The sequence below is a fragment of the Haloferax sp. s1 genome (assembly GCF_058382125.1).
On sequence record NZ_JBZRPK010000637.1, the window covers coordinates 1 to 11,207 of the forward strand.

Genomic DNA, 11,207 nt, shown 5'->3' on the forward strand with positions numbered 1-11,207 from the left:
GGACCAGACGGCCGCCATCGAAGCCCTGCGCCGCAAGCAGGACATGCTCGACGAGGAAATCGCCAGCATCCGCGGTCAGATTGAAGACCTCGAAGAAGAGAGCGACGAAATCGAGCAGCAGGCGATGCAGGCCCAACAGCAGATGCAGCAACAGCAGATGCAGCAGATGCAGCAGATGCAGGGCGAGGGCGACGACGGCGACGACGAGTAATCCCAACAACCCATTATTCAGATGTTCGACGGACTGAAGAAGAAACTCAACAGCTTCCGGAAAGACGTCGAAGATACCGCCGAAGAGAAAGCCGAAGCGGCCGCTGAGGACGCTGAGGCCGACGCGGAAGCGGAACTCGACGAACCGGCGGCGGACGTAGCAGATGCCGAAGCCACTGAGACGACGGCGACCGAGACCGGTTCGGACGCTGTCGAGACTGACACCGAGACGGCCGACGCCGGTTCGGAGACAGTCGACGCCGATGCAGACGCGGCCGACGCCGACGCCGCCGCGGTTGACACCGACGCCGGAAACGGGCCGGTAGCCGAACCGCCCGGCGATACGTCGGGTTCCCAAGCGACCGCTCGGTCGGAGACGATGCCGGACTCCGGAACAGACGAGGCCGCGGCCGACGATGTTCCCGAGGCTGACGACGATTCCGAGGACGACGTTCCCGAGTCGCTCGCTTCCGACGCGGCGAAAGCAGCGCTATCGAAAGAAGCCGAAGACGACTCGTCGTCCAACGCAAGCCGACTGAAGCGTGCTGCCGCCTTCGCCACGGGGAAAGTCGTTATCGAGGAAGAAGACCTCGAAGACCCCCTGTGGGAACTCGAAATGGCGCTCCTCCAGAGCGACGTGGAGATGCAGGTCGCAGAGGAGATTCTCGACACCATCCGCGAGAAACTCCTCGGCGAGACGCGAAAGCAGGTCAACAGTACCGGCCAACTCGTCTCCGAGGCGCTTCACGACGCACTCTACGAAGTCATCAGCGTCGGACAGTTCGACTTCGACCAGCGCATCGCCGAGGCGGACAAGCCTGTCACCCTCATCTTCACCGGCATCAACGGTGTTGGGAAGACGACGACCATCGCCAAACTGGCCCGCTACTTCGAAAAACAGGGCTACTCGACGGTGCTCGCCAACGGTGACACCTACCGTGCCGGCGCGAACGAGCAGATTCGCGAGCACGCGGACGCGCTCGACAAGAAACTCATCTCCCACGAGCAGGGCGGTGACCCGGCGGCCGTCATCTACGACGCCGTCGAGTACGCCGAGGCCCACGACATCGACATCGTCCTCGGCGACACGGCCGGCCGACTCCACACGTCGAACGACCTCATGGCGCAGTTGGAGAAAATCGACCGGGTCGTCGGCCCGGACCTCACCATCTTCGTGGACGAGGCCGTCGCCGGACAGGATGCGGTCGAACGCGCCCGGCAGTTCAACGACGCGGCCGCCATCGACGGCGCGATTCTCACGAAGGCCGACGCCGACTCTAACGGCGGCGCGGCCATCTCCATCGCGTACGTCACGGGTAAGCCCATCCTGTTCCTCGGCGTGGGACAGGGCTACGACCACATCGAGCGGTTCGACCCCGAAGCGATGGTCGACAGACTCCTCGGCGAAGAGGAGTAAACTGAAACAACCGGTTTCACCGACTGCACCGGCTGTACCGGTTTCACCGGTTCCACAACTTCGGTCCGTCGTTCAGTCCGTCATCCCTTCTATTCCAGTGCAAGAACGATGCCGAGCAACAGCATCGTCCCCGCTCCCACGTAGTTCAGGGTGCTCGTGACGCGGGTTTCTGCGAGGGCGGTTCCGAGTCTGTCGGCTCCGAGCGCGACGACTGAGAGATAGAGTGCTGTGAGTACGGCGTACGTCGCGCCCAAAAACGCCATCTGGACCCCTGCACCCGAACTCCGGCTTGCGAACCCGGGAAGGAAGGCGAGGAAGAACAGCGCAACCTTCGGGTTGAGCGCGTTCACGAGGACGCCCCGGCGAAAACTCGCCCCACGCTGGTTTTCGACGGACGGGTCGAATTCGTCGTTTCGAAGGGCGACGACGCCGAGGTAGACGAGATAGGCTGCACCGACGTACTGGAGGGCGGTCGCCGCCTCGGGCACCGCACGGAAGAGCGCGGCAACACCGAGCGCGGCGAGACTCGTGTGGAAGAGGACGCCGGTTGCGATGCCGAACGCCGACCGGACACCCGACTCGCGCCCGTCGAGGCCGCGGGCGAGGACGTACATCGTGTCGGGACCGGGAGCGAGGATGAGTGCGACCGCTGCGCCGCAAAACGCGAGGTAGGTCCCGAGGGTGAGTCCGAACGCGAGGCTCGTCATCTACCGGGCGTACACTGCTCGGAGAGAAAGAATACAGGGTTCAGGAAGCACTTGAGTTCAGTTGCTTGCGTCCTCGGTCGACTATCATCCAGAGATGTGTGGTGTTGTATGGGTGTGTGATGTTATCTCGCAAACGCGACGGATAAAGCCTTTACCGACGCGACGGCGTAGGAGGGGACAATGGTACTCGATAATCTCGGGAGTTCTCTCCGCGGCAGTCTCGATAAGCTGCGGGGTAAGTCCCGCCTCGACGAGGACGACGTCCAGGAGATTGTCAAGGAGATACAGCGCTCCTTGCTCTCTGCGGACGTTGACGTGAGCCTCGTCATGGACCTCTCTGACTCCATCAAGACCCGTGCGCTCGAAGAAGAGCCGCCGGGTGGTACGAGCGCTCGCGACCACGTTCTGAAAATCGTCTACGAGGAACTCGTCGGTCTCATCGGCGAATCTACGGATATTCCGCTCGAATCGCAGACAATCATGCTCGCCGGTCTGCAAGGGTCGGGGAAGACGACCACTTCCGCCAAGATGGCGTGGTGGTTCTCGAAGAAGGGCCTTCGCCCGGCGGTCATCCAGACCGACACCTTCCGCCCCGGTGCGTACGACCAGGCCAAGCAGATGTGTGAGCGCGCCGAGGTCGACTTCTACGGCGACCCCGACTGCGACGACCCGGTCCAAATCGCCCGCGACGGCCTCGAAGCGACCGAAGACGCCGAGGTTCACATCGTGGACACGGCCGGTCGCCACGCCCTCGAAGACGACCTCATCGCCGAAATCGAGGAAATCGAATCGGTCGTCCAGCCCGACCTGAACATGCTCGTCCTCGACGCGGCAATCGGACAGGGTGCCAAAGAACAGGCCCAGCAGTTCGACGAGTCCATCGGCATCGGCGGCGTCGTCATCACCAAACTCGACGGGACGGCGAAGGGTGGCGGTGCACTAACCGCCGTCAACGAGACGGATTCGTCCATCGGCTTCCTCGGCATGGGTGAGACCGTTCAGGACATCGAGCGCTTCGAGCCGAACGGCTTTATTTCCCGCCTGCTCGGCATGGGTGACCTGAAACAGCTCTCCGAGCGCGTCGAACGCGCCATGTCCGAGACCCAGGCCGAAGACGAGGACTGGGACCCCGAGGAGATGATGCAGGGGAGTTTCACCCTCAAGGACATGCAAAAGCAGATGGAGGCGATGAACAAGATGGGGCCGCTTGACCAGGTTCTCGACATGATTCCGGGCTTCGGCGGCGGAATCAAGGACCAACTTCCGGACGACGCGATGGACGTGACCAAAGACCGGATGCGGTCGTTCGAGGTCATCATGGACTCCATGACCGAAGAGGAACTGGAGAACCCCCGGAAGGTCGGTGCCTCCCGCGTCAAACGCATCTCGCAGGGGTCGGGACAGGACGAAGAGACGATTCAGGAACTCCTCGAACAGCACCGCATGATGGAACAGACCATCAAGCAGTTCCAGAGCATGGGCGATGGCGACATGCAGCGGATGATGAAGAAGCTCCAGAAGCAAGGTGGCGGCGGCGGTGGCATGGGTGGTCTCGGCGGTATGGGTCCGTTCTGAGTTTTCAGTTCTTCCATAACACCGTTACCGACCCGTGCCACACCGGCCATACGTGTGAGATACCGCCGACTTTTAACGTTCGAGGCCGTCGCACCCGACAATGACGGTGCGAGACGTTGCAGTCGAGGCCTATAAGGAAGCCTTGCCTGCACTCGCGGCGAGTCTCGTCGGGGGCCTCATCGCGGGCGTCGTTCTCGGCGGCATGCGCGCCGAACTTCGAGCAGTTCCGGGATTGCTCGTTCTCGTTCCCGCACTGCTCGCAACCCGCGGCAACGTCTACGGTTCGCTCGGTGCTCGCATCGCAACCGGACTCCATCAGGGTCTCGTCGAACCGCACGTAACCAGCGGTGACAAGCGGCTCCGCGCCGCCACCACGGCCGCCCTCGCAAACGGAGTGCTGACGAGCACCTTCGCCGCCGTAGTTGCGTTTTTCCTCCTTTCGTTCCTCGGCAGTACTGTCGCTCCACTCTCGATTCTCGTCGGCATCGCAATCGTCGCCGGATTGCTCTCGGGTATCGTTCTCACCGTCGTCGTCGTCACCGTCGTCTTCGCGGGCTATCGGCGGGGCCGAAATCCGGACACTATCGTCGGTCCCGTCGTGACGACGACCGGCGACGTGTTCGGTATCCTCTTTTTACTCATCGCGGTTAGAACCGTCCTCGCCATCGCGGGGGTGCTCTGACGTGCCCACCGAGTGGACCGTCCGCGCCATCACGCGAGCGATGCTTCCCGTCTTGCTCGTGCTCACGCTCGTCGAACTCGGAAGTGGTCTCGTCCTCGGAAGCTTCGAGGCGCAGTTGCTCCAGTATCCGTCGCTTCTCGTGCTCGTCCCGGTCACCATCGGAACAGCGGGCAACCTCGGAAGCGTTCTCGCAGCGCGACTCTCCACGTCGTTTCACCTCGGGACGCTCACGTTTTCGCCTAGTGACGACGAACTCGCCGGAAACGCCATCGCGACGCTCGCGCTCGCGGTAACCATGTTTCCCGTTATCGGTGCCGGCGCGTGGCTCGCGACACTCGTCGTCTCCGGCGACCCCGCGTTGACCTTCGCTACGGTCATCTGGGTCGCCCTGTTGAGCGGGATTTCGCTCGCCATCTTGGCTATTCTAGTGACGTTCACCGCGACCTACTTCGCCTATCAGTTCGGTCTCGACCCCGACGACGTCGTTATCCCTGTCGTCACCAACGTCTGCGACGTGTTGGGTGTCGTCGTTTTGTTCGTCGTGGCGCAGCTATTCATTTAGTCCTCGCCCGCCCAGCGGCGACGGGTGGCTCTGACCGACGGCGATTAGTTTATTCGGACCTGAGAACTCTCCGTGCAGTCGGCCATCCTTCCGGTACTCTTCGAGGTCCTCCCGCGAGTCGTGCGCATCGCCGCGTACATCGCCGTCGGCGTCTTCGCGGCGAATCTCGTCGTCGTCTTCGGTCTCGTCGAGCGAATCGCCGGTCTCTCTCGGTATCTGACGAGTCCTGCAAACCTCCCCGACGAGGTTGGGACGGCCATCGTCACGACCGCCGCATCCACGACGGCGGGGTACGGAATGCTCGCCGAGTTCCGCGAATCCGGCGTCCTCGACGACCGAGCGACTCTCATAGCTGTCACCATCAACACGTTCTTCGGCTTCGTCCAGCACATCTTCACGTTCTACTGGCCGGTTCTCATCCCCATCCTCGGCCGCGAAGTCGGGTTCATGTACGTCGGCGCGCGGGCGGCTATTGCCCTCGCAATCACCATCACGGGCGTTCTCGCTGGCGCAGTTTTCCTCTCCGACCGGAGTACTGCCCCCGTGGCCGTCGCCGAGACCGACGGTTCGGGCGAAATCGCCACAGCTGACTCTGTTCTCGACACCGACAGCGACGAGTCGGTACGAGCAACAGTCGAGGATGCGGTCCGGAGTACGTGGAAGAAGCTCCGTCGCATCGTCCCGCGACTCGCCGTCGTCTACGTGCTCGTCACGCTCGTCCTCCGGACGACCGACCTCGAATCGTTCACGACACTCGCCGAACCGCTGACCGCCCTCGTCGGGTTGCCCGGGGCGGCCGTGCCGGTCGTCGTCGCCTTCGCGTTCGACACGACCACCGGCGCGGCGACTATCGCGCCGGCCATCGGCGAGACGTTCACGCCGAAGCAAGCCGTGGCGACGATGCTCATCGGCGGTATCATCTCCTTTGCCGTCTCGACGTTCAAGCGGTCGATTCCCTTCCAGTACGGCATCTGGGGCCCCGAGTTCGGCTCGAAGGTTATCGCCGTCAACACGGCGCTGAAGGTCGTCTTCATCGCCGCCGCGGTCGCCGTGCTCGTGGCGTGACCTACGTGGCCTAGCGTAAAAACGTCTGAAAACGGCGACTCAGCGGTCTTCGGGGTCGATTGGCCGCCCGTCTTCGGTCGGTGGCGCGATGTAGTCGATGAGTTCCTCGACGGAGGGGTCGCGGACGGTTACGTGCACTTCGATATCGCCGAGTTCGTCGGGCTTGCCGACCGAGAAGTTGACCACACCCTTGAACGCGGCCTGTTTCTTTAGTGCGAACGAGAATCCCTCGTCGTCACGGCGTTTTGCGAACTCCCGGCGGGCCGTATCGAGGATGGTCTGCTCGTGTAGGCGCTCGGAAAAGCGCTCTAATTCGTGGGTTTCGCCGACGAGCTTTCCCGGTTCGTGCGTGAGTTCGACGCCCGGGAAAAGGTTCTCGACGGCGTCGCCGACGCGGTCTGTTACCTCGGTGTCGCGGACGGGAGCCTCGATGCGAACGTCGACGCTGTAAATCATGCGTCGGCCTCCGTGACCGCCCCCGGTCCGTCTTCGAACAGGCGGGTGATTGTCTCGCGGTACGACTCCAGCGTGCCGGTGTTCTCGATAACCACGTCGGCGCGGTCCATCGCTTCACCCATCCCGAAGTCGAGTTCGCGCGCTTCGCGCTGTTTCAGTGCCTCGACGTCGGTGTCGCTCGCGTCGCGCCCGCGGTCGAGCAGGCGCTCGGCGCGCGTCTCGAACGGTGCTTCGACGCTCACGAGGACGAACTCGTCGCCGAAGGCCTCGCGGAAGCGGTCGAGTTCCACGTCCGACCGAAGCCCATCGACGAGCACCACGTCGTTCGATTCGAGATGCTCTTCGATGACCGGCAGCGAGCGCGCCGCGATGGCGTCGTCGCCTTCCTCTTCGCGGAGGGCCTTCGCTATCTTCCCGTGGTCCGTCGCGGGGTCGAGACCGCGGCGGCGACACTCCTCGCGGATGATGTCGCCCATCGTCACGACGGGGATGCCTGCTTCGCGGGCGACGTCGGCGAGTTCGCCCTTGCCGCTTCCGGGCAAACCGACCGTCCCGATGACTCTCATAGCCGGTGATACCGCGTTGGCGCTGTTAAACCCTCCCTTCACGTCGCTCCGAGCGGCCGAAATGGGCGTGTTGAATCGGCGGTCGACACGCATTCCGTCTTGTCCCGCTCCTTTTCGTTTCTCGTCGCGTACGTTCACTATGACACAGCGGACTCTCGTCGTCCGAGCGCTTTGGTTCGTATTCGTTGGCTGGTGGGCAACCCCCGCCGTCGTCAACGTCGCGTGGCTCCTGAACGCGACCATCATCGGTATCCCTCTCGGTGTCGCGCTCGTCAACCTCGTTCCGACGGTGTTGACGCTGAAAGAGCCGACAGCGCGTCTGGAAGGCGAACCAGCACGGGGCCAGCGGTCCGTGCTCGTCCGCGCCGTCTACTTCGTCTTCGTCGGCTGGTGGCTCGGTTGGCTGTGGGCGAACGTGGCGGTCCTCTTCACGCTCACGATTATCGGACTCCCGGTCGGCATCTGGATGCTGCATCGGTTGCCCGCGGTCACGTCGTTGTATCGGTTTGATGGATAGAACCCGATTCGTTTTTCTTGCAGGGCCGATTTGTGGGAGTCGAGGGCGCGTAGCTCAGTTGGACAGAGCGTCGGACTTCTAATCCGATGGCCGCGGGTTCGAATCCCGTCGCGCCCGCTCAGTCGCGTTGCTCCTTCGCGGGCGCTCCTGAGTCCCACTCGGCGGTGCCTCGTGGGACTCCCGTCGCGCCCTTTTGCGTTTGTGTTGGTCCACCGAGCGACAGCAAGACGTGTCGAACCGTCCGCGCGGGATTCGAATCAGGGAGCAACTTGTTGCGACCGAGGTTCGAATCTCGTCGCGTGAGCAACGCGAACTGAACCTCTATCGCGGCTGTAGCCTTCTCGCGGGTTACTGGAACTCTTTCTCAGAGTAGTTAGATAATCAATATATTATTGCTTCGGGAGAACAATTTCAGATATGATGGATGTCGTTGGCGTACTTGCGGCGATGGTGGTTCTCGGGGTCCTCGTGTACAATCTGGTGTCCAATTTCGCCAACCGGGGGCGGTTGAACACCGTCCTTCACGGGTTGAACCTCATCGTGGGGCTTCTCTTATTGGCTTCTTATTTCGGCTTCACGCAGGCCGTTCCCGTGGACGTTGAATTGCTCATGCTGGTACTCGCACTACTCCTCGTGCCGTTGCTTATCTCTGAGTATCTCTTCGGACGCGCTCCACGGGACGTTTCAAAACAGACGTAATCCTCCTGTCGTGGGGCTCATCTCGACTCACTCACGGCAACTACCGTTGTCTCAACCTCACCGTTTAGACGTGACAAACACTCTTCAATTGACGGGTAGTTACTGACACTATGGTCTTCAGCCCTAATTCCCCGATGCACGATTTCTTCGAACAAACAATGGATAACGCCGTCGTCTACGGCGACGCGGACAAAGAGACGATACTGCACGAAGGCCCCGTTCGAATTCTCGCCAATGGATGGGTCGAAGTATCCAGCGGGAGACTCATCTCACCGAGCGCGGTTCACCACATCGACAAGCAACCGTCCGAGTAGATACCGGCCTGTGCAGCGCTGAGTGACCTCGGTTCAGTATCTTCGTCGCAGTCGCTCTCCGGTCGAGTCCAAGAAAAATACGGTTCTGAATCGGGCCGACGATTCGAGTCGATGCGCGAGTCAGGTGGTGGGTGTATGTGTCCTATCCGGGGACGCTCACATCGCACCGCCCATGCCGCCCATACCGCCCATGCCACCCATGCCGCCCATACCGCCAGCGGGTGCGCCGCCTTCGTCGTCGTCGCCACCAGTCTGGCCACCGGAGAGGTCGCCAGCAGCGATGACGTCGTCGATGCGGAGAATCATGACAGCGGCTTCGGTCGCGGACTCGATGGCCTGCGTCTTGACGCGGAGGGGCTCCACGACGCCCTCTTCTTCCATGTCGATGACTTCGCCCGTGTAGGCGTCGAGACCAGCGGCGAATTCGCCGCCGTCGTGACGCGAGCGGAGGTCGACGAGGGAGTCGATGGGGTCGAGACCAGCGTTCTCGGCGAGGGTGCGCGGGATGATGTCCAGCGCTTCGGCGAATGCCTCGACAGCGAGCTGTTCGCGGCCGCCGACGGAGTCAGCGAACTCGCGCAGGACGAGCGAAAGTTCCGTCTCGGGGGCACCGCCACCGGGGAGCACCTTGCCGTCTTCGAGCGTCGTGCGGACGACGCCAAGGGAGTCCTCGATTGCGCGCTCGAGTTCGTCGACGACGTGTTCCGTGCCGCCGCGGAGGATGAGCGTGACGGACTTCGCGTCTTCGACATCTTCGACGAAGATGCGCTCGTCGCCGCCGATGTCCTTCTGGCCGACGGAGCCGGCGAAGCCGAGGTCGTCGGCTTCGATGTCGTCGAGGCTGCTGACGACACGGCCGCCCGTGGCGCGGGCGAGACGCTTGAGGTCAGAGGACTTGGCACGGCGGACGGCGAGGATGCCTTCCTTCGCGAGGTAGTGCTGCGCCATGTCGTCGATACCGTCACCGACGAAGACGACGTCGGCGCCAACATCGACGAGCTGGTCGACCATTTCCTTCAGCTGCTTTTCTTCCTGGTCGAGGAACTGCTGAAGCTGGTCGGGGTCCGTGACGTTGACTTCGGCGTCGATTTCGGTCTCGCGAACTTCGAGTGCGTCGTCGAGGATGGCGATGTCGGCGTCCTCGACGGCGAAGGGCATGTTCTCGTCGACGCGCTCTTTGTCGACGATGACGCCTTCGACGAGTTCGGAGTTGTTGATGGTGCCGCCGACGACCTTCTCGATGGAGACGTTGTCCGTGTCGATGCTGTCTTCGTCCTTGACGGCCAGCACGGCGTCGACGACGAGTTCGGCGAGCAGGTCCTTCGCGGACTCTGCGCCCTTACCGGTCATCGCCGTTGCGGCAATCTTCTGGAGGGTTTCGTGGTCGTCCTCGGTGACCTCGATAGCGTTGTCTTCGAGGACTTCCTTGGCCTTCTCGGCGGCCTGACGGTACCCCTGCGCGATGGTCGTCGCGTGGACGTCGGATTCGAGGAGGTCCTCGGCCTGGTCGAGGAGTTCGCCGGCGATGATGACGGCCGTCGTCGTGCCGTCGCCGACTTCGGTCTCCTGAGTCTCGGAGACTTCGACGATCATGTTGGCCGCGGGGTGGTCGATGTCCATCTCTTTGAGGATGGTGACGCCGTCGTTCGTGACGACGACCTGGCCCGACGAATCGACGAGCATCTTGTCCATCCCCTTGGGGCCGAGCGTGGTGCGTACGGCCTCGGCGACAGCCTTGCCGGCTGTAATGTTCATCGACTGTGCGTCCTGTCCGGACGTACGCTGAGAGTCTTCACCCAGAATGATCATGGGCTGACCCTGCTGCATTCGCTGGCTCATAGACATCGCCTGATTGTTTGTGATTCTATAAAAATGTTGTGCTTAGTGGTATGTTAAAACGCAACACAGTGTGGGGGTGACACCCCGACGTTGGCGGTCGGTTAGTCGGGTTTATCAACGGGTTGCAGCCGAACGCGACGTGCACCGTCGAAGGGGTCAGTGTAGTCGATATCGAGTCGGTCGTACACGCCGCGAGGAATCCCGATGTCGGCGAGGAGCAAGTCGCCAGCAGCCGCCTCCGTCCCGACTAATCCGGTCTTCGGGAGCGCCAGCGTGAGTATCGTGTCGGGGGCAACCACCATACCCGGCGAGTCACCGGTCGTTGCGTCGATTCCGGACGGAACGTCGAGCGAAACAACGCGACTATCCTCCGGGATGGATTCGACGAGCGTCGCCACCGTCCCACGGAGTGGGCCGGTGAGTCCGTAGCCGACGACCGCGTCCACGACAACCTCGGTATTTTCGAGATGGTGTGCTATCTCTCTGTGTCCTCCAGAAACGACCGCCGCGTCCGTCGCTGCAAGAATACGTCGCTGCCGCGCTGCTGCGCCGGTCAGCTCGTTGTCTGCTCTGTCGAGTACGACCGTCACGTCGATAC

At 62.4% G+C, this 11,207-nt stretch carries 14 protein-coding genes, 1 tRNA gene and 1 pseudogene; 10 read left to right on the top strand and 6 right to left on the bottom strand.

All coding sequences use genetic code 11. The annotated features are described in order from the left end of the window. Both QT222_RS14090 and ftsY read left to right on the top strand, forming a co-directional pair. Window positions 1-211, top strand: a pseudogene (locus QT222_RS14090) (prefoldin subunit alpha); the annotation flags it as partial. A gap of 21 nt (window positions 212-232) precedes the next feature. Next, window positions 233-1,627 carry a signal recognition particle-docking protein FtsY gene (ftsY, locus tag QT222_RS14095; RefSeq protein ID WP_004058564.1) on the top strand — a complete coding sequence of 465 codons (1,395 nt, stop codon included), beginning with the start codon at window positions 233-235 and terminating at the stop codon, window positions 1,625-1,627. 89 nt (window positions 1,628-1,716) lie between these two features. Here the strand turns inward: ftsY and QT222_RS14100 are convergent, their stop codons facing one another. After that, window positions 1,717-2,334, bottom strand: a complete 618-nt coding sequence (locus QT222_RS14100) for a LysE family translocator (protein ID WP_491477528.1) — start codon at window positions 2,332-2,334, stop codon at window positions 1,717-1,719. 180 nt (window positions 2,335-2,514) lie between these two features. Between QT222_RS14100 and QT222_RS14105 the strand changes: the two genes are divergently transcribed. The 4 genes from QT222_RS14105 to QT222_RS14120 all read left to right on the top strand — a co-directional run bounded on the left by QT222_RS14105 (window position 2,515) and on the right by QT222_RS14120 (window position 6,218). Beyond that, entirely contained in the window at window positions 2,515-3,909 is a 1,395-nt protein-coding gene (locus QT222_RS14105; protein WP_004058560.1) for a signal recognition particle protein Srp54, read from the top strand. A gap of 100 nt (window positions 3,910-4,009) precedes the next feature. After that, the gene (locus QT222_RS14110; protein WP_004058558.1) at window positions 4,010-4,591 is read left to right on the top strand and encodes a magnesium transporter; all 582 of its coding nucleotides are present in this window, start codon (window positions 4,010-4,012) and stop codon (window positions 4,589-4,591) included. 1 nt (window position 4,592) lies between these two features. Further along, entirely contained in the window at window positions 4,593-5,153 is a 561-nt protein-coding gene (locus QT222_RS14115) for a magnesium transporter (RefSeq protein ID WP_004058556.1), read from the top strand. A 72-nt stretch (window positions 5,154-5,225) separates the two neighbouring features. After that, the gene (locus tag QT222_RS14120; protein WP_491477529.1) at window positions 5,226-6,218 is read left to right on the top strand and encodes a nucleoside recognition protein; all 993 of its coding nucleotides are present in this window, start codon (window positions 5,226-5,228) and stop codon (window positions 6,216-6,218) included. Window positions 6,219-6,257: 39 nt separating this feature from the next. Here QT222_RS14120 and QT222_RS14125 read toward each other — a convergent pair whose 3' ends face one another. After that, window positions 6,258-6,674: an RNA-binding domain-containing protein gene (locus tag QT222_RS14125; protein WP_004058553.1), complete on the bottom strand. Its 417-nt coding sequence runs from the start codon at window positions 6,672-6,674 to the stop codon at window positions 6,258-6,260. Continuing rightward, on the bottom strand, window positions 6,671-7,240 hold the full coding sequence (locus QT222_RS14130; RefSeq protein ID WP_014732047.1) for an AAA family ATPase: 570 nt from the start codon (window positions 7,238-7,240) through the stop codon (window positions 6,671-6,673). Before QT222_RS14130 ends, QT222_RS14125 begins: the two co-directional genes overlap by 4 nt. Before the next feature lie 139 nt (window positions 7,241-7,379). Between QT222_RS14130 and QT222_RS14135 the strand changes: the two genes are divergently transcribed. Then, window positions 7,380-7,757, top strand: a complete 378-nt coding sequence (locus QT222_RS14135; protein ID WP_004058551.1) for a YccF domain-containing protein — start codon at window positions 7,380-7,382, stop codon at window positions 7,755-7,757. Window positions 7,758-7,800: 43 nt separating this feature from the next. Then, window positions 7,801-7,874: transfer RNA gene (locus QT222_RS14140), tRNA-Arg, on the top strand. A gap of 1 nt (window position 7,875) precedes the next feature. On the opposite strand, the gene QT222_RS14145 is transcribed toward QT222_RS14140, so the two are convergent. Continuing rightward, on the bottom strand, window positions 7,876-8,064 hold the full coding sequence (locus QT222_RS14145) for a hypothetical protein (protein WP_137685655.1): 189 nt from the start codon (window positions 8,062-8,064) through the stop codon (window positions 7,876-7,878). A gap of 110 nt (window positions 8,065-8,174) precedes the next feature. Here QT222_RS14145 and QT222_RS14150 point away from each other — a divergent pair, with 110 nt between their 5' ends. Together QT222_RS14150 and QT222_RS14155 are read left to right on the top strand one after the other, a co-directional pair. Beyond that, window positions 8,175-8,456 (top strand): hypothetical protein, encoded by a 282-nt coding sequence (locus QT222_RS14150; RefSeq protein WP_004058550.1) that lies wholly within the window; start codon window positions 8,175-8,177, stop codon window positions 8,454-8,456. A gap of 110 nt (window positions 8,457-8,566) precedes the next feature. Beyond that, window positions 8,567-8,770 carry a hypothetical protein gene (locus QT222_RS14155; RefSeq protein WP_049917452.1) on the top strand — a complete coding sequence of 68 codons (204 nt, stop codon included), beginning with the start codon at window positions 8,567-8,569 and terminating at the stop codon, window positions 8,768-8,770. 156 nt (window positions 8,771-8,926) lie between these two features. On the opposite strand, the gene thsA is transcribed toward QT222_RS14155, so the two are convergent. Next, window positions 8,927-10,579, bottom strand: coding sequence for a thermosome subunit alpha (thsA, locus tag QT222_RS14160; protein ID WP_491477531.1), 1,653 nt, complete (start codon window positions 10,577-10,579; stop codon window positions 8,927-8,929). A gap of 131 nt (window positions 10,580-10,710) precedes the next feature. Beyond that, window positions 10,711-11,207, bottom strand: a 497-nt coding sequence (locus QT222_RS14165; protein WP_491477530.1) for an NAD(P)H-hydrate epimerase, incomplete at its 5' end; no start/stop codon positions are given.

Bases quoted from the DNA above. Each gene is read 5' to 3' on its own strand.
- QT222_RS14150 (WP_004058550.1), top strand. From the start codon at position 8,175: ATGATGGATGTCGTTGGCGTACTTGCGGCGATGGTGGTTCTCGGGGTC.
- thsA (WP_491477531.1), bottom strand. From the start codon at position 10,579: ATGATCATTCTGGGTGAAGACTCTCAGCGTACGTCCGGACAGGACGCA.
- QT222_RS14130 (WP_014732047.1), bottom strand. From the start codon at position 7,240: ATGAGAGTCATCGGGACGGTCGGTTTGCCCGGAAGCGGCAAGGGCGAA.
- QT222_RS14155 (WP_049917452.1), top strand. From the start codon at position 8,567: ATGGTCTTCAGCCCTAATTCCCCGATGCACGATTTCTTCGAACAAACA.
- QT222_RS14105 (WP_004058560.1), top strand. From the start codon at position 2,515: ATGGTACTCGATAATCTCGGGAGTTCTCTCCGCGGCAGTCTCGATAAG.
- QT222_RS14135 (WP_004058551.1), top strand. From the start codon at position 7,380: ATGACACAGCGGACTCTCGTCGTCCGAGCGCTTTGGTTCGTATTCGTT.
- QT222_RS14125 (WP_004058553.1), bottom strand. From the start codon at position 6,674: ATGATTTACAGCGTCGACGTTCGCATCGAGGCTCCCGTCCGCGACACC.
- QT222_RS14110 (WP_004058558.1), top strand. From the start codon at position 4,010: ATGACGGTGCGAGACGTTGCAGTCGAGGCCTATAAGGAAGCCTTGCCT.
- QT222_RS14100 (WP_491477528.1), bottom strand. From the start codon at position 2,334: ATGACGAGCCTCGCGTTCGGACTCACCCTCGGGACCTACCTCGCGTTT.
- ftsY (WP_004058564.1), top strand. From the start codon at position 233: ATGTTCGACGGACTGAAGAAGAAACTCAACAGCTTCCGGAAAGACGTC.